Source organism: Paenibacillus sp. MER 99-2, from assembly GCF_023714095.1.
Taxonomy (GTDB): Bacteria; Bacillota; Bacilli; order Paenibacillales; family Paenibacillaceae; genus Paenibacillus.
The window spans coordinates 1,849,061-1,870,621 of record NZ_JAMAUZ010000001.1 but is presented as its reverse complement, the minus strand read 5'-3'; the positions used below and the strand labels follow the sequence as shown (position 1 = coordinate 1,870,621).

Here is a 21,561-nt window from a genome sequence, read left to right as displayed (position 1 = left end):
CGAATTTTAATATGATCTGACGTGCAGGTACAAATCTACGGTTTGAAATAGAAGCCAGACCAGGAGGGAATCATGACAAATCGGTTAATGGAAGTGCTCAAGGGTGAGGAACATAATTATATCCTCCCATTTCTATGGCAGCATGGGGAGGAGGAGCAGGTGATCCGGGAAGAGATGGCTCGTGTGGATGAGGCAGGCATCAGTGCTGTGTGTGTTGAAGCTCGGCCGCATCCTGATTTTCTGGGACCAAAATGGTGGACAGACATGGACATTATTATGGATGAAGCCCGTAAGCGCGGGATGAAGGTATGGCTGCTGGATGATGATCATTTTCCAACGGGGCATGCGGCAGGCAAAATACATGAAGCTCCGGAAGAGCTTCACCGCTTGTTTTTGGGTGAGCGTTATATTGATACTCTGGGTCCTGCAAAAGGTGCCTCTTTTTTGCTGGATACATTGCTGATGACTGGGCTTCGCCCTACAATATCGTATCCTCAACATGCAAAAGGGAAAAACCAACTGGTTTCCGCTGTTGCAGTCCGCCGGGATCCCTCCAATGGAACATTAATGAGCGACTGCGTCGACATCACTGAACATGTGCAGGACGGTATTCTGTATTGGGACATCCCCGAAGGATACTGGCGCGTATTTATAATTTCTGCCAATAAGGAGGGAGGCAGCAAGGCGCAGGAAGATTACCTGAACCCGCTGGATCGGGCTTCTGTACGGATTCTGATCAATACGGTTTATGAGGCGGTCTATGAACGTTATCAAGCGGATTTCGGAAAGACTTTTGCGGGCTTCTTTTCGGACGAACCTGGATTCTATAATGACCCGATCACCTTCGACTTCAATTCAAGACCCGGCAAACCAGGGGTGTCGCTTCCCTGGAGCCTTGAAATACCGGCTCTGCTGGAGCAGGCTCTCGGTGAGGACTATCGTAAGGATCTCTATCTTCTCTGGCAGAATGAGAAAGAGCGATCTCATACTATACGGTACACTTATATGAATATCGTTAGCAAGCTCTACGCAGACAACTTCTGCAATCAAATTGGGGATTGGTGCCGAGCTCGCGGAGTTGAATATATCGGACATGTTCTCGAAGACAACAATGTTCATGCTAGGCTTGGTCCCGGTGCAGGTCACTTCTTCCGCTCGCTTTGGGGACAGGACATGTCGGGTCTTGATGTAGTGTTATGGCAGATCGTACCCGGCTTTGACCAACTGAGTTTCCGAACGACGTCAGGAGAGACGGACAGTCTGTTCTTCCACTACGGCCTGGCGAAGCTGGCTGTATCGCTCGGGCACATTGATCCCAAAAAACAAGGTCGGACGATGTGCGAATTGTATGGAGCCTATGGCTGGACGGAAGGCTTGAAGCTGATGAAGTGGCTTACTGACCATATGCTGGTGCGCGGGGTTAACTACTTCGTCCCGCATGCCTTTACTCAGAAACCCTTTCTGGATCCGGATTGCCCACCGCATATGTATGCAGGCGGTAAAAATCCGCAGTATCGATACTACAAACATCTAAATCAATATATGAACCGAATTAGCCACCTGATTTCAGGTGGAAGGCACATGGCGACTGCAGGTGTTGTGTATCACGCTGAAGCTGAGTGGTCAGGGGAAGCTATGTATTTTCAGGAGCCCGTCAAGGAATTGATGCAACATCAGATTGACTGCGATATTCTTCCGATCGATGTTCTTCTGGACGGAGCGAGTGTGAGGGATGGCAGACTGCATGTGCATCTAGAAGATTATACATGCCTGATCCTGCCTAATGCGGATGCGCTTCCTGCGGCACTGCTGCAGCGTTTAGTTCGGTTTGCGGATCAGGGGCTGGCCATTTATTTTGTTGACGGAATGCCCAAGCGTTCCAGCGAAGGCATTGAAGTTGCTGGTGAGCTATTATGTCTTGCGAGTCATAGGAACGTTAAGAAGGTAGCGCTGAACAAATTGTCGCAGGATCTGGTTAGCAATGGATATTTCGATATTCAGGTGCGTTCGCATGAACCTTATCTGCGGCATTATCACTATGTTCATCCTGATTTGGATGTATTTATGTTTTTTAACGAGAGTCCGCATAACACGATTCGTACAGAGGTTGTTTTACCTGTTAAAGGTGCTATCTATGCGTATGATGCTTTTCTGAACCGTTTGAGATGTTTGAATCTTTTAGACACTGATTTGAATTCTGTGTCACTGACTCTATGTCCATATGAATCCATCGTTCTGCTTCATGGAAATAACTTCGATAGTTATGCGATAGATCCAGCGGATATGGAGTTCAACCAAATCAGTGATCTTCATGCCAAGTGGATGGTGTCAACGGCGGACGCCGAACACTACCCTCATTTTGTGGAGTGGGGCCAATTAAGTACGTTAACCAATATGAGCTCGCCCGATTATCTGCCGTATTTTTCCGGAACGTTTCGCTATGAAACCCAATTTGAATGGCAATACCTCGTAAATCATGCTCTTTTGGATTTGGGTAAGGTGTATGAAACCGCAGAAGTATGGTTGAACGGAGAACATGTAGGCGTGCGAATTTGTCCGCCTTATCACTTTGAATTAAATGAACTCTTGAAGAAGGGATTAAATATGCTCACCATCGAAGTAACGAATACGCTAGTAAAAGATAAGCAAGATTTTTTATCCTCTTTTGCTCAACAGGAGCCAAGCGGACTTATGGGTCCAATTTGGATAAGCAGTAATAAGTAAAGGAGTATTAAACTATTTTTAGAGAGGAGATTGCATACTTAATTAAGGATATTATTGAGAAAAATGAATAAGAAGCTGGAATTTATTGATTTTCATACATCTCAGGGGACTGATATGCAAGAACACCTGCAAGATGCACTGTTATTAAATGCGCGATCATGCCTACGACTCAATTCAGAATGATACACTTTGGCTTAAGAAGTTGCTTCATTATGTTCAGAGCAGAGTGTTAGAAAGCTAAATTGATATTAAGATGCTTTATAAGTTGAAAAAATAATTTTAAAACCGTTAACCCTATACAACATGGTTAACGGTTTTTTTGCGATATTTATAGCTGCTTTTTAGGTTTAAGATGTATTCTAAGCGGAATGGTTTCCATCCATCTCATTACTTCATGGTTCTGTTGAACTCAATTTTTCTATCATCTTTCCAATACATGGCATGAAAACATTTAAAATAGCCCCACTGAAAAAGACAGCAAGTGCAGTCCCTATACCTATGGGTCCATTAAAAATGAATGCCATGAACAGGAGTACAACGTTAATCAGAGTTCTCGCAAAAAATATATTCGTTCGAGTTATTTTTTTTAGTGAGAGTGTTAACCGATCGATCGGAATCGGTGCAAAATTGGTTTGCAGATATATGGCCGTTCCTATTCCTGCAACCACCAAACCGCAGCCAAAACACAGAAATTTGAAAAACAATAGATCAGGTGCCACCCAAGTCCGTAACAATAACAGCCAGAAATCAATACATATACCTGTTATAAGGGCAGTTACTAAGCCCAAATATTCGGGTTTCTGTTTTTGTAGTAACGAATTAAAAAATATCATAACTAGAGCACTGATAACCTCCCAGCTACCAACAGTTAAACCTACGTTTAGGGACAAACCTACCAGAAGAGCGTCGAATGGAGAGCTTCCAAGATCTGATTGAATGGTCAACGTAATGCCAAGAGTTAGAATTAAGATACCAATTGCGTAAATTAAATATTGATTTACACGTGATAACGGCATCATTTCAATAATAAGTCTTTTACCATTAGATAATGCGGAATTCCATCTTCTATAAATACTTCGGAGGTAGTTTGGTATCCTAGCTTGTGATAAAATCCCTCTGCATGTTTCTGTCCGTGTAATTTAACTTTGGATATTCCTTTTTTTTCTGCAATTTCTTCCAGTGATGTAACGATCAATTTACCGATACCATATTGGCGATAAGGTTTTAAGATACATATTCGATCTAATTTACCTACGCCATCTAGGATAATAATTCTGCCTGTTCCGGCGGGTTGTTCATTAAAATAGACCAGGATGTGGTCAGACTGTCCATCTAAATTATCTTAATCATCAAACTCATCTTCAAGTAGTACATTTTGTTCTTTCACAAACACTTCTTCTCTTATTTGAAAAGCGAAGTTGAGCTCCTCAAATGAGTCTATTTTTTTTGATTTCATTTCTTTTAATCCTTTCAGAAATTCATTTTGAAATTAAAAACAAATTAAACTTACTTTCAGAATGATTATAAATGAAATTTTTTTTGTTGTAAATACAACAAAAAAGAGCTGAAGAACTACGATTACGAAAGACGCTCCCGATTCATGTAACCGATAGATTGAGGCCGTTTTTACGTAGATGGCGGGGGACAAGAACTCTGTACGATTGCCGAAATGGATAGCCTAGGGGGGCTTACTCACAACTAAACTCCCAAAGTAAAGAGTGAGTAAACATTATCTGTCGTGGGACAAGAACATATTCCCATTGAAGTCGCTATTTTAGCGGCTTTTTTATTATGGCTTTAGCCAGTTGAAGAAAAAACCACCCGCTATGCGGGTGGAGAGCCTAGGGTTTGACCACGAAGACCATTCCGATAAATTTGAGCCTGAACATCTCAAATTTATCGGAATGGTCAAAGATGGCAAACAAGAGCTACAGTTTAGCTCACATAAAGTGGATGTGCAAATACCACAACGTATTCACCCCGAAGTGTGAGAAGAGATCTGATCGAAATTTTCAAACGCTTATGTAATTTACATATGTACAAAATACGAGTTTTGTGAAACAGTATTAAACAATGAAGCAGCAGCAGCAGCATTGTTTGTGTACGCTTGTGTGTGTTTGTTTCTCAATTTACGATCTGATTGATCGACTTCTGATAATTTCTTTCATTCGTTGTCATTTCATAAGTTCTTCTCAATTTATCCAAATCACTTAAACTTAACTTGCTATAGGTTTACTAATTAGTTTTTAGACCGGTTAATACTTTCATGCATTTTATTGTAATTCCTTGATATTATTACTTCTTCAATCCACAATCAGTTTTTTTACAATATCGATCGGCATCGGCATCCATTAAATCTGAAATTTCGGTCGTAATATATGGATAAATGTGTCTATCGGCATATATAACCCTCGTGATTCTTCTCATTTTGTATGGTTAAATATGCTAATGGTATTCCATACATATACTTTCTTATATTTCACCTTATGTTATACGTACTTATTCAACTTTCTTATATAGTAATTTGCAACCTCCCTTCTACGTAACTATCTTAACTTAAAGGATTTTTATGCCACTTATCATTGCCTGTTATTCTATCCACAATGTGATACGCTTCCCACACAGCAGCGATTTCTAAGCCTTTGCATTCCTGCTGACTCGAATGTCGCATTTCACCCTTATGGTACAACGAATATTCACCTGACAACTGGTCGATGACGCACATCGGAGGTGGCCAGGCTTCTTCTTCGTTTGCAAACGGACGGTGATCAACGACAGGCCATTGACCTGACTTTAACACATCATCATACACACCTATTACAAATTGATAATCCTCTTCCTGGGGTGTATCTTCATAGGAACTCCCAATGTAACTATAAATAGCTATACATGTATCCTTGAACCTTCTGCCAAAAGCAACTTTGCCGTTAGGCAAATCAATGGCATACACCTCTCCAAGTTTTATTCTCCTACGTTTTATACTTTTCATCATTCGATCCCCCTTTCTATAGCGTTAATAAGAAATGCCCACACGAGACTTGATATACGAATGATCCGTGATCTGCTTGTAAGCGAATTCTGCTGTATCCATAACAGATATTTCAACGCCGCCTTCAGGCAAAACATCCCGCTCAATCCGATACGTACCTATACGTTCTCCATCTGGTAAATATGTAGGACACACGATCGTCCAGTTCAGCGTAGATTGTTGAAGCAATGTATATACACGATGATGTTCCTCTGCTGCACGAGTTGATTTCCGTTTAGATTCACTAGATTGATATCGTAGAAGATCCGGAGAGATCCTACTTTGCAGAATACCAGCCGTTCCGATCGTTATGATACGTTGAATGCCTTCAATATACATAGCTTCAATGAGGAGCGGCATACTCTCAGACAGCGTGGTTGTTCCATCTGTGTTCAATGCACTAATCACGACGTCTGTCCCCTTGATGACATGTGCAAGATCCGCTTGATTCAATGCATTACCAGGAACCATAGTTAGATTACGATCTTCAAGCTTCAACTTATCTGGGCTCCGAACCAATGCAGTGACATGGTGTCCATCCATAAGCGCTAGATCAACGATATGCCTTCCTACTCGCCCAGTTGCTCCTAGAATTACAATGTGCATAAGAAAAACCTCCTGAATTCTGACTATCTGACTAGATGCTAATGCAAAATAACTAATATCGATTCTAGGGGGCAACTTATAAATAATCAACACTATAAAATAAAGCCGATTCCTGAACGGAATCGACCCTATACATCATCGAACATAGATATGCACTTGACGTTATTAAAGTGTAATGATAATTGGACCTTGTTTTGTAAGGATAATGGTATGCTCCATTTGAGCGACATGACTTTTCTCTGTTGCAAATGTCCAGCCATCTTGCTTTTGAAATACTTCTTCTTCCAAGGTAGAGACAAACGGTTCAAATGCGATAACCATACCTTCTTTTAACAACTCATCATCCGAAGTATCGTTATAGTTATAAATATGGTCGGGAGCTTCATGTATTGTACGTCCAATTCCGTGTCCTGTGAGGTTTTTGATAACCGTTAGGTCATTCTGCCTTGCCGTTTGGAATACAGCTTTACCGATCCCGCTTTTTTTGGAACCCGGTTTTGCTTTTTTCAGACCAGCTTCGAATGCCAGTTTAGCCACTTCACAGACCTTAGTACGTACATCATCCCCTTCACCTACGACAAAAGAAATCCCTGTATCTGCAAAATAACCATTTTTCGATCCAGATACATCAATGTTCACGAGATCTCCTTCTTGAATTACACGTTCTCCGGGAATACCATGAGCTACTTCTTCATTAACACTGATACACGTAAATCCAGGGAAATCATACTCACTTTTCGGAGCGGAGACTGCCCCTTCTTTTTCAAATAGCTCACCCGCAAGATCATCAAGCTCTTTTGTTGTAATGCCAGGGACGGTTTTTTGTACTAATTCATCACGAATCATCGCTACGATCTTACCAATTGCCTTCAATCCATTAAAATCTTCTTCTGTTTTTGCAATCATTATTCAGACCTCACTATCTTTTATCATCGATTCATCATTATATGTTATTGGTTTAACTCAGGTAATGTCACCCAAACACCGCATTACACCATCATATCTAAAGGGGCACTGCTTCGCAACTTTTTTATCAATGGTTATGTGTTATTTTTCGCTATTTTTTCTTTGATTTTTTAATTGTTCCATCGTCTTTGATGACATAAATAAAATTAGCGTCCTCCGCTCCCCCGATCTCGTCCGTCACGATGAACGTCGCTGCATCCGCTGCCCGCTGTACGCCACCAGTGATGAAGCAAAATACGTTGTGCTCGTCTTTCCCCCAATAACGATTGAACGCTTGGAAAGTCTGACCATCGATTCCTTTCACTGTACGCCGGCCATTAGCATTGTATAGCCCATGCTTGTCGTAAGCCCAGCTCTCTACCCCTTGATTAAACAAAAAAGTAAAGCTAGCACGGTCAAGCTTCTTAGCCAAGCTTCCCCACTGATATACGTGATCTTGATCGACTGCCCAGCTTCCATTGTCTGACAAGATCGTGAAGCTCTTCGCGTCAGCGCCAGGCATTGGTTCGAGAATATAATCCGGATGACCAAACGGTCTACTTGTTCGAACGAACTGTGCGTGGTACACATGATTTTTGTCTTTCGAAAGCCCTAATGACCCCGATGGTAACAAACATTGAAATGTGTCACGATCGGCTCCAACGACAGCATATCCATTATAGAAAATGTTCTGAGCATCTCTCCCAAACAAACCGCCTAGCGCCTCAAATGTTTGTGGGTCAGCATCGCTAACTTTTCTCCAAGTACAGTAGACCCCTGCCGCATCATGACCATACTGATCATCTAACACTTCGAACGATGCCGGATCTGCACCGCGTACCAGATTATATATTTGCCGAGTTTCATTCCGACTCCGACCAGAACCACCAATCTCCTCACAATAAAAGACTGCTTGATCTGTCCTGTACCAATTGCCTTGTATCTGTTCTGCTCCATGTTCTGATTCGTTATAGTCGGGTTGCCACCACCCATGTACATGCGGATAAGTTTCCTGTAGCCAAGCGAGCAATTCACCTTTACTGCCATTAGCGTAGGATAACGAATGATATAAATGCAGCACATGATCCTTATCGGAACAGTAATCCATGAGAGCCACGGCGGTATCGACATTAATATCATCCCACGTATGAAACCGATCTCCGCTCTTTACATACAGTCGATGCTTGTCCTTCGCAAAATAAGGCGAGCCTGGCAGTAATTCGAAGCTTGCCGCATCCGATTCGGGGATTAGCTTGTCCTCCAGATAAACATGCTTGGCGTCTAATCCGTAATCATCGCCCAGTACCTGGAATACTTCCACATCTCTAGTTACCAAAGTTGCTTTCGTCTTGCGGCCGTCAAACCACCACACACCCTGAACATCACGTAGATAGCCAAATGGGATCCATCCGCGATAGAAACTATGAATGATGGAGAAGCCTTCACTCGTGATCCCGCCCTTAATCGGTGTAGGCTCCCCCTCTTCTTGCTTCAACAAAACACGATTCGCTTCGATTACAAACAAGTTGCTCGTCATCTTCCACCTCCCATAGAAAAACTGGTTATTATTCTCATTTTATACCTGGTTGTAATTGTTCGGCAAACGGTATAGCTAGAGAAGAAAAAAAGTAAAACCATTTATCGTAAAATGAATGACTTGAATTTATTTTGGGCATCTTAACCCAATTAAACATGTTGTAAAGGGAGGTGAACCACATCAATACGATTAACGAATGGCTCAGACATGTTGCACATAATTACGTTTTAATCGTCGTTGCCGCAATACTCTTTTTTGTTGTCAAAGCAATCATTGGTTTTGTTACATACAAGCACTATGACAAAAAATTAAAACTCCTAACGGATAAGGTCGACCGCCTACTTCAAGAGAATAAGCGAAATTAAGTCATTAACATTTGCATTTGAGATGATCATTGAGATCATTGAAAATCGTCATTAATAAGGGGGGGGATTTGCATGCTAGTTAACATTATTGTGGGATTTGTTATCCCTGTTATTATAGGTGGGTGGATATTAAGGCGACAATTTAAAATAATCCTCGTTTATTATCCGCTCGGGATAGCCACTTCAGCATGCATTAACAGCGTAGGCTTTAATTTTTTCTGGAACATCCTTCCCAACACGAGGAACCAATCCTATGCAGCTCTTCCGATGGACTTAGGCATCTATCCGATGGCCGGTTGTCTAATGATGTACTGTATTCTTGTACATAAGAAAAAGCCTTGGCCGTCGATCCTTGTGGCAGCAGCTACCCTAACATTAATTGAATGGATCGCCAAGATCATGGGGCACGTTGTTTATTTTAATGGGTGGAATATCTTTTGGACGTTCTGCTCTTATTTTCTGCCGTTTGTACTCGCATATGCCTATAGCAAAGTGTTTGCACATCTCTTTTCGAAGTAAAGGTTACAGATAAAAACTCCTGTTCTGTACAGACTGGGACTTAACCAAACAAATAATCAATCCATTCATATTAACCCTCATAGGCATTCGTGCATATCGTAACCCATATTAAGTTTTTGGGGAGGTTTCTTATGTATACGGCATATCCGGTGCACTATTACTACAGGCAAGGCTTTACACCCATCTGGGCAACATCTGCGAATGAAGCTCTTGCATTAATGAAGATGGCAGTTCAAGGGGAAAAAAGTGATGAGTTATTTTATGACGCTCTCATCAAGCTTGCTCCCAATGCGAACCAGGCTATGATTATTACGAGCATTCGAAATGATGAACGTGCACATAATCAGATGTTTAGAGAAATGTATAAAGATTTAACGGGTCAGGACATTGGTCAGGAGAGTCAGGCCACGGCTGAACCGGTTGATTCTTATCTGAGTGGTCTGCAGACTGCTTTTCAAGGGGAATTAAGCGCTGTTGAGAGATATCGAAAAATATGGTTTGGTCTGCCTTATGGAATTTACAAGGATACAGTATGGGGAATTATACTCGATGAACAAAAACATGCCGATAAATACAACAATTTAATAACATACAACTTACCGAGATAAGGATTTCCAGCATGATGTAATCAAAGATATGAAAAAGAAGAGAAGCCCCTTAGGCTACGTTATTCCTTCCTCGGGGCTTGAATGTGATATTATTCCTCCTCCGCCTCAGCTTCGGATGGGTTAGACTGAGGAGCCATTAGACCCTGCACCGCACCCATAAATGGCTGGATGGATTTGATCATGCCGTAGCCCATTTTCACGACTGGCACGAAGCGTTGAATCATACCGAACAGACGCATACCTCCGCCTAGCATACTCCCAGCCGAAGTCGCTCCTCCTAACCCACCCATTAGTGAACCCATCATTGGCATGAAGGATGAGACCTGCGCGTTTGAAGTAGTGCGCGTATAGTTGGAAGCCTTGCCTGTGCTGTTTACCCGTTTACGGCGGTTGTTAGAACGAACACCCTTACCATTACTGCGATTAACTTTGCTACGCTTGGCGGAATGGGATTTCCCGTCGGTTGCCCCAGTGTGCGATATCTTGCCTCCCCCGGCAATCACCACGCCTCCATGTTTCACATCCCTAATGTAGCCAATATACGTTTCACCATTATGGAGAGTCACACATACAGGACGATCTTTATATCGCTCTGCCTTTACGCGTATTGTATTTGGTTTAGCCATGCATTTTCACCTCGCTCCACTGAACTTACTTCAGTTTACGCGTTGGGTGGACGACTTGCCTGTGCGAATGGGACGGATTTACATATGGAAAGCCTTCCAGAACTCGCCTTCGGTATTGATGATATCTTTGATCTGAATAAACGGAATGTTGAAGGTTGGGAATCCAGCGGCATAAGGTGCAATCTCATAAGGTGCAAAATACAGATGCAGTGCATCTGCTGTCACAAAGAACGGCTGATCTGGGCTAATGCCCTCATACGTATCAGGAAACACATACGAATATTGTGGATCATTCTTAATCTGATCAGCTACAATTCGACTTAGAACCTTGACATAGTCACTGTTTGGTTTAAATAAGTCTTTGAGCTCATACATACGTCCATTCGTTAAATTAATAATGGCGTATATCATCGTAGGCATGCCATGTGCCGCACCAAACGGATAGTTGTACCCTGTAAGCTGTAATTGAAGTAACTGCTGCTTATAGAAGGTAATGTCAAAGTCACCCGTATAGGAATAATCTAATTTCTGATCCGCAGGAATAGGCTTAACCTGTGATAAGGATTTTAGTTTGGCATTCACCCCAAGCTGTGCGGCTTGATCTGCCATCCCTTCAACTTGCGGATAATAAACTAAATAATCCGGGTTAGGCTTATACTTTTCCTCACGCACACGGTACGGTGGATGGAGCGGCACGATCGTATTTTGTTTCCATATCACCTGTCCGCTTCGATTCACATAGGATAAACGTTGGTCGACAAATGCTTTGATCAGATTCGGAGCTACAACCTCAAGCGTACCCGAGCCTTCCACCTGAGGATATCCTGGAGCGGGCTGACCACTGCGATCTAGCAAATAGGTGCGTTTGCCATCTGACGCGGAAAGTAATCCCTGTTTAAACTGTCCCACATCCCGATACGTGAATGACGAGAGTAACTTCCCAGATTCATCCGCAATTGCATAAAAGGAACCAATGTAAGGCTGTTCGGGATCAATCGCTTGACCAAGCGCAAACCGCTGCTCTCCCAGCTCTCGAATATCGTTATAGGTTGGCTGAATGACGAATTGCCCTTGCCGATTAATCACACCATAAGTTGATTTGTAGTCCGCTGAGGTGTTAACAATGGCAAGCCCGTTATGAAACGGAAGTGCTGTGCTAAACTGGGGCTGAATGATGATATTGCCACGTTCATCGATATATCCATATTTGCCTGCTGTCTCCTTCTGGAATGCAAGCATTCCGTCGCCTAGTGGGCCGACATACGGGTAAGGATACGTTGCGAGTCTGTTACCGTTGAGGTCAATTAACGCATACTCATTCTCCTTAATCTGCACGACGGCCTTCCCTTGCTGAAAATCATAGGCTGACTGGAACTGTGCCTTAATGGCCTCTTGACCTGATTGATCTAGATAACCATATTTGCTGGTTCCACCGCCTGTACTGCTGTCCGTATCGTAAAATAAAGCACGACCATCAGATAGATCCGCAATAAATGGATAGGCTCGTCGGGTCAAGACATGTCCTTGTTCATCAATCATTTTGAAACCTTGGGCATCGATAACGATCGCTCGACCTTCCACATACGAATTAATACTATCGTAAAGTGGCTGAACGACAAATTGTCCATTCAAATTAATGACGCCAGCTTTCCCATTTTGCACGACAACGGCAAGACCGTTCGGTTGAAAATCACGCGCATCGTCTAGTACAGGCTCCAATCGAATATGACCTTGTTCATCCATGTAGCCCCACCGAGTCCCATGTACGGTTCTAACGGAAACGGGATATAACCACGTGACCTCGCGCGCATGACTGCCACTTTCCATGGCTTGCTTAATGCTTTTCTCAAGAGCAAGTAATGCCTCTTTGGATGGATAGGGGTCAGTGAAGCTTAATGCTTTCTGGACAGAAGCCAGTGCAGCAGGGAACATGCCTGCCTTATATTGTGCGTCTGCGAGGTAACTCCAGTAGAAAATGTAGTCTGGATAATGCTGCGTCAGCTTCTCATAATATTGCACCACTTTGGGGAAATAGTAGGGATAGACGTCCGGTGCAGATACCCACTTGCCATTTTGCCAGCGAATGATATCTACCCGGTAAGCTTCGCCTGTATCATGAATCCATAGTGCAATTTCTACTTTGCCATCTCGTCCATGCTGTCCTGGCATATCAATAATCTCTGCATGGCTAAATACGACATCTTCTGGTGATAGATCCTTTAAGCCAGAATCCGTCCAATCATATACAGCCAGCTTCGACCAGATTGCACCTAGCTGCCACCCTACAATAAGATTATTTCTAGAGGTAGATGTAACTGGCGCAGCCGTGAGTAACGTAACCCGATATCCCAGTCCTTTGGTAAGCGACATCTTGATCCATTGACCGTTATAAAACTTCAGAACGAGTAGGTATAGTTCACCATTCAACTGATAGACTGTAGCAATTTCTGGGATACCATCTCCCGTCAGGTCAGCAGCATAAATGGCGGGATGTTTCACCGGTTTATCAATTGTGACGACTGTTGCACCAGCCGGGATATGTTGATGGACAATCTGAACAAGTAGCGGCTCGCTTATAGACATTTTGGTTCCTCCCTTATGACCGCATTCGCCTAATGGTATGCGTCATCTACAGGGATATGACATGAAATTCACTTCCATAACTTACTTCCACGTTTACATAGACGATGAGGAACAAGCTTGATCATCTTGTGATACGACTACACATTCTTCTCCGTTTAGTCTTCTTCATTCTGATTCTTCATTCATCATTCATCTTGCAGAGGTACCTTCTGTCCATTGATAAGCAGATGAGTCACATCATGCACCGGGATTGTTGATGGGGATATCCACTTGAGGAGATCCTGATCCAGACTAATAAAACCGGAGACGGCTGTAAGTCGCGAACCATCCTTTAGATAAATCTCCATGCGCAGATCATCTAGTGGAATCTTCTCTAGTTTCTCTCCTGTAAGAGTAATTCCGATGGTGGAGAGTTGAATAGAGATCGGAACTTGTGAACCGTCTGGATCAGAAAGCTGGATAGCTCCCACTTTGCGTACAGCATCCTTTTTGAGGTCAAACGTGGTTGTCCAGTTTCCCTTCAAGACTTCTGTGATGTTGGTGAAGCTCCCCTTAAGCTTTAACTGATGCAATTGACCAGCTTTGGACAGAGCAGATAGATCATACACGTACTCAATATAGTCTCCTCCATATCCCACGCCATCCTTCATATAATGCCCGTAGCTAATGGAGTATTCGGGTATATCAAGCTTTTTTCCTTGCTCATTCGTAAAGTAGAAGTGACCATGATTGTATTCCCCGATCTCCTTGTCTGGATTAGTCTGAATGTGTAACTGATCATCAATAAAGCCAATATTCGAAATATGCATCCAATCCATTCCCTCTACATGGATCTGGGTTACATCTTGATGGAGTACAGGAATCTTGCCGATCTCCCACAAGTCATTACCGGCTTCACCGCCGAATCCGCTGATAGAATCAGTTTCTCTATCCAGAATATCGTAGCTTGTGGTGTTCTTTTCTTGCAGTAATTTGTCCCAGTCGACAGGCACACGATAATCGTCATTACGAGCTGCGCCTGACATCATCGTATTAATGCGAACCGTAATTCGTTGTGCGCTGACTTTTCCTTGAATGAGAAAGCGAACAATGGCTGTTTGCTTCGATTCATCGTATTGTACGACCTGTGCGTTATTTGCCCTTCCTCCAGATACTCTGAAATCATAAATATCCAATGTATCGTCAATGCGATGCCCTGTCAGGTCAGTGAGCGCAACATAGATTTCCGTTGTGTTTCCGTCCCTAGCTGCACCAATAACTTCCATCCGAATCCCTTGATCCTCACTGACCTGATGCACAGGCTTCAGAATACTTAAACGATCTTCGCCCAAAAAATGTAGAACTGAAGATAAATCTATGATTCCCACAGAAGCAGCAGCCCCCGTCATCAGGCATAAGGAAAACGCAGCAGCAACAGGGATGGAAATCGCTTTACGAACCCTTTTTCTCCGAGGTCTGGTCTGTGTTAGAGGTATGGGGGAATCATGAGATACAGCGGATGGTTTATCCGTTCCGGATTCATTCATCGCTACTTTTTTATAGAACAATCGCTTAATGTTAGCAAGATTTTGTTCCGTGAACGGTTGGTTGGATGCTTTCATCGTGTCGCCTCCCTTACTTCCTATTAATCCACCATGTTTTCAAGCGCTGTCTGGAGCGATACAGCTTATTGTGAACTTGCCTGACGTGCAGAGACAATGCCTCCGATATTTCATGGGGGCGTTGCCCATCGTAAAATCGACGCTTCATGATCTCACGTTCTAGCTCTGGAAAAGACTCTATCATTTGTTTAAGTTCCACATCGTTCTCCTTACTAATCACCTGGACGAGCAAGTCTTCCGAATGCTGCGCATGAATCTCTTCTTCATATGTAAGCTCTGATCTGCGACTTAGCTTTCGATAGCGGTCAATCGCTTTATGTTTGGCGATCGTTGCCAGATAATTCTTGAGACTACTTCGGCCGGATTGAAATGCATCTGGATTTCGCCAAAATGTAAAAAATGTATCAGCTACGCATTCTTCAATATCTTCAGTCGATGCCTGATAGAGGATAGAATGTACGATTTTCCATAACAAACCAGCATAATGGTTCATCACCCATTCCATCGCTTCAGCATCACCGCTTGCTATGGCATGTCTAATCTGTTCTTCGTTCACGACGACAGACTCCCTCCCTTCCCGTCCTGTTGAGATGGCATATATCCATATGTACTGACCTTACTATATTCGATTGGAAAATGTCTTTTACTTACACAGTTGATAAAAAAAGATTTGCAGTGGTAAGAGCCAACTGCAAATCTTCTAATATGTTTCTATAACGTATGAAATTCATTGATAGATTATAGCTACATGCTCTGATGCATCATACTCTATATCCGCTCAGGTAAGCTCCACTATTATTCTATACGCTGTCTTGCTTAATACTAAGCTGTACATATTGGGTCAGACGGCAAAACTGATAAAACAATACATCTTCATCGCCTTCTCCGAGAGCCACCCGGCGCCCTTCCTGAATTACATGTTCAATCAGCTCGTGTAAAAACGTCATCTGCAACTGCAATGATTCCTCCGCCAGCGGTTGCAGCACATCTAGATCTCGGGTACTAAATTGGGATAAACCTCGCAATAACAACTCTTCCGACCAGCTCTCGAATCTCTGCATGAGGTAATTATAGTCTTCCAAGTCTCTTCATCCTTCCATAACCCAGATCCAGCTTAAGACTGAATACGGTGTTTCCTTTCAGAAAACTGATGGGGACGATCTGCTGTTGCTCTACTCGAACAAAGGCATAGAAATACTCCAGAGCTACCGCGCCATAGCCTGATTCCAGCCGTTTAATCGTCGTTTCCCAATCCGAGGCATAAGGTAATGTCAGAACGAGTTCTTCACTTGCTTCTGTCAACATCGTAAGCATAAGATCCTGTGTACTCGGCTCAAAGTGATGTTCCAAAATGCGCGAGACCTTAACCATAGCAAGTTGCTCTTTAGGAGCAGAGAACAAGCTAACTTCCTGTGAATCATAACCTAGAATTGACGAAGCTTCCTGAACCAGCCACTCTATATTCACATTCTCTACTTCTGACCGAGGGAGAATCGTAAGCTTAGCTCCCTCTCCAGAAGATAGCCTGCGTTCTTCATTTACTTTGACAGCGCTGAATTGCACTTCTTCGCCCGCAAACTGACGAAATGTCACTTGAGGCAGCCACGGAATGTAAGATCCATAATGTTCTGTATAAGAGAACTCTTGATCTTCATAATAAGTGGCTCTGACATCGCTATACGTATAGATCTGCTGGTCGTCTAGCCCACAGAAGTAATATGTGATGCCTCGGTAGCCTGAACTTGTCTCCCATGCATCTGCTCCGATTCCATACAAATGCAGCTCCGGCACTGTATAATATTTACTGCGGAATCGACCAATAAGCTGGCTTTGTTGAATGGCTGACGCCTTTTCCTGTTCAAGGACGTGAAGTGCAAGGTACAGCTTACTTACTCGGTTCAGCAATGTGGGCATAGAGAAGCGCACATGTCGGTTAAAAAACAACTGTAGCTCTCCCTGAATGCCGCGTAAGCTACGCTCAATATCAGGCAAATTACCGCTATGGGCTGTGATCGCTAGCGTCTCTAACTCTGCTATATAGGACTCAGGAAGCCGTGCGAGTCCTGTTTTGAGCATATCAGCCAGGATAATACGGCATTCTTTAACTGTCTGTAGGGAGAACTTTAGGTCAAATGCTTTGGTATTTAGAGATTCAGTATCATCTATCCCTTGTTGCATCCTGTATCGAAGCAATGCTTCGAGCTTGGCAATATTTCCAGCCGTTTGCTTCACTTTGCACAGAGCTTTGGCGAGACTGGGCTCCTCCGTAAATGACACTTCAATGTTCTGTCTCACAAGGTATACCGTAAGAAGTGAATCTTCCAACACTTTAATGGCTTCAGGATACCTTAAACGGAACAGCACTTCTTCAATGACTGAAGAACTTAGCGATTTAATCAGTTTCGTAAGATCAGCTTCAAGCATCCAGCTGAAGCGGGACACTGTTCCTGTGGACGATGAAGCTTGATCTACACTATCTACACTAATTTCAACAAGTTCACTTTCCTGAGTTACGCCGGTTACGCCTTCTGTTTCACTTTGTACACTCGAATTCTCTATGTCTGTTGTCACATGCTCCCGCTGATAATAGAGAATTGAAATTAACACATGCTTGCAGATTTGTTCGGATGGACATGAACATTGCCAATGATCAAGCGTATTTTCCAGCGTACACGTTGACCCTTCACTTAGCTCACAACTGACGGATGTTTCGTTCCATGTATAGTCTACCGTTACACCGTTATCCAACTCTTTTAAAGATCGCTTATACAACCCTTTATTCGCATATCGAATCAAATAATCTTCGGTACATCGATTGGAGAATATCCGAAACTTTTGTTCAAATGAATTCACCTGATCAACGCCCCGTTGCTCTCAAAATATCATAGATGGTCTCACTAAATATGCGTCCAGATATCTGTCCGAGCGGAATGGCTTTGTTATTGCCATAATAATACGATCTGTTATTCTCCGGCTTGAAGAAGTGTAGCCCTTCAAGTGTAATCTCTTCTAATCCATCATAATACGTGATGCTAGTGCCACTGAACTGCAGTTCTGCAACGAGGTCTCCATATTCCTTGTAAAATTCATGATACCAGCCACCGTCCTGTGCTGGACCTTTGATCCATCCGTACTTCTCCAATGCTTTTGGAAGAGCAGTTGGCGAGAATTCTGCTTCTGGCAAGTGCTCATATTCAACTTTATTTTTGTCATCATCCTCAACGACATGAACTTCACGTTCCAGTTGCTCAAACGGTTGTTTGATCTCATAATCCTCTAGTTGTGTCTTCCATGCTTCTAACGTAGTTGTCTCAAGTTCAAGTGGGTGCACGAGTCCAACACGTGCAGTCGAAGCAAGCTCGTATTCGTCCTCGTCCACCGTATTAAATGTGCCGTCTTCCATATAACGGAAGGTGTCTACCAGCTCCCCATCTTCATACGTTCCCCAGATCAGACCAACAGCGAATTTACGCATGATGACATTGCGAACGAATAAGTCTTTCCAGTCCGCTGCAGACCATAGACGTTGCTTGGACAATGACTCTTCAAGTCGTTGTGCCTGAATATTAACCATGGATTTAAGTTCCTTCTTCAACTGTGTGAAACGTGCCTTGGATTTAGCGGCGAGCTCAGCATCATCTTTTTGCGCAGGAGTAGGCAGACTCTTCACGGATTTGCCTGTTTCTTCATTCAGCACGACGACCTGCAGATCACTGCTCACCTTGATGAGGAATGACCGCTCCCCATAACTGAGCTGTAACGTACCATTCTCATCGAATCCGAGAGTTGTAACCAATCGATCTTCCAGTTGCTCCGAAGTGAGTCCGAGGTTGTCGGCTGCAAGCTGTAACGCTTCCTCTGTGGCACCTTTAACCTGACGATTCTTCACACTACGTTTAATTTTGTCAATTGCCATCAGAGCAGAAGGCTCTTTCAGGTAAGCAAGTACTTTTACAGCATCTGCCGCAATTGCACCCCGACTATTTTCAGTCCAATCCTTGATCTGGGAAGCCAATATATTCACAATCTGAATATCGCCAAAGAGTGCTGCAAGGTACATCACCCATTTCTCCTTCGCAGGAGCGCTATCTTGAATCCACACATGAAGTAACTCATTCACAAAACGTGCCAACGATTCCTCGCTAATATATTCGCGAAGTTCATTAAGTCGTTCATTCGGAGCAGATGTATGTTCAACCGATTGTATCAAGGCATACTGTTTGATGCGGTCATCTAGCGGCTGATTGTCCTCTAAACGGATTAGTGCAGGTAAATCTTTCAGAGATAACCATCCGAGTCTGGACAGCTTTTTGGTATCTGCTTGTTCAGCAAGCGCAGCGTGTGCAAACTCTGGACTCTGATCTGCAGTTTCTTTCAGGATTTGAATAAGGTTTTTCCAGTCCGCCGATTTCTCGCTCTTGTACAGTTCCTCGTACACTGCCTTGCTGTTTTTCAGTGATCGGATTGCAGATAGAGCCATCTCTTTGATTGCTGCTTTTTTCTCTGAGCGATATATCAACGTATATAATTCCTGATCCGGTATACGGTTGAATTCAGCTAACGCAGTACTCGTTGCTTTTTTGGAAGAATCCTGTAGTCCGGCACGAATCGCCTCAGCCAGCTGTTCCTTCGAAAGCTCGTCACGTTGTTCAAAAGCAATTTCAAGTATCAAAATGCGCGTATCTGTAGGTAACTTCTTATATTGTGAGAGTGCATAATCCAAATTCTGCTGAATGATACGGCGATATTCATCGTGTGGCATCGATTTGTAACTATAATCCGTCATCCCATTAAGCGAGAAAAGGCTAGTAAGCAATTGCTCACGCTTCACCTGAGGGTCTTGTCCATAACGTTGCAGCAGCTTCTCACCACTGAAAGCATAAGAGCTATACATATCCGAGATAATATCCAGCGTCCAATCCGGATGGGTTGTCAGAATGGCAAACCGCCGCATCGCTTCCGAATCAAGTGGCAAAAAGCTAATGCTGATCAGATTGTTAATTCGTTTTCGATCCCGATTCAGATGATTAAACAGCCCACGACTGTTTGGATCTTCCCAATATTCTTCTAATGACGTTTCACCATTTAAATACCGGGCAATCGCAAGTCCCTGTCTTCCTCCATCCAAAGGCTGACGAAGAGCGTTAAACACAGCCTCCTCCATCGTCGCTTCAGGATTAGCTAATGCCAATCCGTTATCTTCCATTATTTTTTGAATGACCGCTTTGAGGAAAGGAGTCTTGATGATCTCATACGCTCGTGCCGCTTGCTCAGGCTGACTCACAATAGCCGCATGAAGCGTGTTCCAAGATATCATGTATGCATTGAGTTCATCACGTAACAATTCAATCAACTGGTAAGGCTCCTCTAAGGAGACCAGTCCTTCAAGCAGCGCATTTGCATTCTTCGGTCTGGAGTCCAAGCCGAGCAAAAACTGACGAATTTCGAGAGGATATATTTCATGTAACCGTTGGATGGTGTCTAGCAGAACAGCTCCCGTCTCTGTCTCAGCCTCAAGGAATCGCTGTTTGCCTCCATGTATGTTAATCAGATACAGCACAGCGCTGCTGAGCAGTATCATCATTTGATGAAACTCACTATGTGAGCCTTGTTCTTTGGAAGAGAGTTCAGTATTCGGATAATACTTAGCTATAAGCTGACTGCGCTTTTGCTGTATAGGCTCATCCTTCAGTATTTTGGCAGAGCTGTGATGCTTTCCTTGCATATGACGCACGATTGCAGGCTCAATTAATGTATGTAGTTCATCCCGCAGCTTCTTCGAATCATCTTCCATCACATATTGCAATAGTGGTGGCAGAGATTGCTTATATTGTTGCACCTGGGCAGCATGAGATGCAGTGTCACTTAGCTTGGAGTACAGTTGTAATAACATGAGTGCTTGCAGGATATCCTGATAGTTACCCTGATTCTCTTTGTTATTTAAGAGCCACTGTGCACGCTTCAATCTGCCATTCAATTCTTCAAGGATTTCCTCTTCACCAGCGAATTGCTTGATTTTGTTCAATCGTTGCACTAACTGATCCATACGATCAGGAGTCTGACTTCTTCCAGCTAATCCATACGGTGAGAATGCCGCACTAATACAAATTTCAAACGCACTCGTTCGCCACGAATTACGTTTAGCATAGCTCGATTCCAAATGCATCACTATAGCTCCTGCACGGAAAAACACATCTCCGTCATCCTTTTTACCAAGCTTGGTTAACATATCAATCGTATAATAAACATAATGGCTTGATTTCCCCATCATCTCAGGAAACTTGTCTGTACGACCCATAACATATTCAATAATTTCATCACTACGGTCTGTTTTGAGTGAATAGTCTTGAGAGCACATCACTGCAAACTTTTCGACTAAACCTTCAATTCCGCGATCAACTGTAATCATATTTTATTCC

At 43.2% G+C, this 21,561-nt stretch carries 15 protein-coding genes and 2 pseudogenes; 4 read left to right on the top strand and 13 right to left on the bottom strand.

The annotated features are described in order from the left end of the window. The first annotated feature begins 72 nt into the window (after positions 1-72). Positions 73-2,724, top strand: coding sequence for a glycosylhydrolase-like jelly roll fold domain-containing protein (locus M3636_RS08435; protein ID WP_251382089.1), 2,652 nt, complete (start codon positions 73-75; stop codon positions 2,722-2,724). A gap of 392 nt (positions 2,725-3,116) precedes the next feature. Here M3636_RS08435 and M3636_RS08430 read toward each other — a convergent pair whose 3' ends face one another. Continuing rightward, positions 3,117-3,743: a YczE/YyaS/YitT family protein gene (locus tag M3636_RS08430; RefSeq protein WP_251382087.1), complete on the bottom strand. Its 627-nt coding sequence runs from the start codon at positions 3,741-3,743 to the stop codon at positions 3,117-3,119. Then, a pseudogene (locus M3636_RS08425) lies at positions 3,740-4,180 on the bottom strand (GNAT family N-acetyltransferase). The gene M3636_RS08430 and the pseudogene M3636_RS08425 overlap by 4 nt, the downstream one beginning before the upstream one ends. Before the next feature lie 458 nt (positions 4,181-4,638). On the opposite strand from M3636_RS08425, the pseudogene M3636_RS08420 reads away from it, so the two are divergent. Further along, positions 4,639-4,750 (top strand): annotated as a pseudogene (locus M3636_RS08420) (IS200/IS605 family transposase); the annotation flags it as partial. 525 nt (positions 4,751-5,275) lie between these two features. Here the strand turns inward: M3636_RS08420 and M3636_RS08415 are convergent. The 4 genes from M3636_RS08415 to M3636_RS08400 form a co-directional block, all read right to left on the bottom strand. Continuing rightward, the gene (locus tag M3636_RS08415; protein WP_251382085.1) at positions 5,276-5,716 is read right to left on the bottom strand and encodes an Imm26 family immunity protein; all 441 of its coding nucleotides are present in this window, start codon (positions 5,714-5,716) and stop codon (positions 5,276-5,278) included. A 21-nt stretch (positions 5,717-5,737) separates the two neighbouring features. Continuing rightward, positions 5,738-6,358 (bottom strand): NAD(P)-dependent oxidoreductase, encoded by a 621-nt coding sequence (locus M3636_RS08410; RefSeq protein ID WP_251382083.1) that lies wholly within the window; start codon positions 6,356-6,358, stop codon positions 5,738-5,740. A 165-nt stretch (positions 6,359-6,523) separates the two neighbouring features. Continuing rightward, positions 6,524-7,264 (bottom strand): type I methionyl aminopeptidase, encoded by a 741-nt coding sequence (gene map, locus M3636_RS08405; RefSeq protein ID WP_145408590.1) that lies wholly within the window; start codon positions 7,262-7,264, stop codon positions 6,524-6,526. 151 nt (positions 7,265-7,415) lie between these two features. Continuing rightward, complete coding sequence (locus tag M3636_RS08400) at positions 7,416-8,840, bottom strand: DKNYY domain-containing protein (protein WP_251382081.1); 1,425 nt, start codon at positions 8,838-8,840, stop codon at positions 7,416-7,418. Positions 8,841-9,277: 437 nt separating this feature from the next. On the opposite strand from M3636_RS08400, the gene M3636_RS08395 reads away from it, so the two are divergent. Together M3636_RS08395 and M3636_RS08390 are read left to right on the top strand one after the other, a co-directional pair. Continuing rightward, positions 9,278-9,724, top strand: coding sequence for a CBO0543 family protein (locus tag M3636_RS08395; protein WP_251382079.1), 447 nt, complete (start codon positions 9,278-9,280; stop codon positions 9,722-9,724). A 131-nt stretch (positions 9,725-9,855) separates the two neighbouring features. Further along, entirely contained in the window at positions 9,856-10,332 is a 477-nt protein-coding gene (locus M3636_RS08390) for a ferritin family protein (RefSeq protein WP_251382077.1), read from the top strand. A gap of 89 nt (positions 10,333-10,421) precedes the next feature. On the opposite strand, the gene M3636_RS08385 is transcribed toward M3636_RS08390, so the two are convergent. The 7 genes from M3636_RS08385 to M3636_RS08355 all read right to left on the bottom strand — a co-directional run bounded on the left by M3636_RS08385 (position 10,422) and on the right by M3636_RS08355 (position 21,551). Continuing rightward, on the bottom strand, positions 10,422-10,958 hold the full coding sequence (locus M3636_RS08385; protein ID WP_128102196.1) for a hypothetical protein: 537 nt from the start codon (positions 10,956-10,958) through the stop codon (positions 10,422-10,424). A 78-nt stretch (positions 10,959-11,036) separates the two neighbouring features. Further along, complete coding sequence (locus M3636_RS08380; protein WP_251382075.1) at positions 11,037-13,541, bottom strand: WG repeat-containing protein; 2,505 nt, start codon at positions 13,539-13,541, stop codon at positions 11,037-11,039. A gap of 185 nt (positions 13,542-13,726) precedes the next feature. After that, positions 13,727-15,142, bottom strand: a complete 1,416-nt coding sequence (locus tag M3636_RS08375; protein ID WP_251382073.1) for a DUF4179 domain-containing protein — start codon at positions 15,140-15,142, stop codon at positions 13,727-13,729. A 13-nt stretch (positions 15,143-15,155) separates the two neighbouring features. Then, on the bottom strand, positions 15,156-15,698 hold the full coding sequence (locus M3636_RS08370; RefSeq protein ID WP_251382071.1) for a sigma-70 family RNA polymerase sigma factor: 543 nt from the start codon (positions 15,696-15,698) through the stop codon (positions 15,156-15,158). Between the two features lie 244 nt (positions 15,699-15,942). Beyond that, positions 15,943-16,224, bottom strand: coding sequence for a hypothetical protein (locus tag M3636_RS08365; RefSeq protein ID WP_251382069.1), 282 nt, complete (start codon positions 16,222-16,224; stop codon positions 15,943-15,945). Then, on the bottom strand, positions 16,211-17,995 hold the full coding sequence (locus tag M3636_RS08360) for a hypothetical protein (protein WP_251382067.1): 1,785 nt from the start codon (positions 17,993-17,995) through the stop codon (positions 16,211-16,213). Before M3636_RS08360 ends, M3636_RS08365 begins: the two co-directional genes overlap by 14 nt. 4 nt (positions 17,996-17,999) lie before the next feature. Further along, positions 18,000-21,551, bottom strand: coding sequence for a DUF4132 domain-containing protein (locus tag M3636_RS08355; RefSeq protein ID WP_251382066.1), 3,552 nt, complete (start codon positions 21,549-21,551; stop codon positions 18,000-18,002). Positions 21,552-21,561 lie beyond the last annotated feature (10 nt).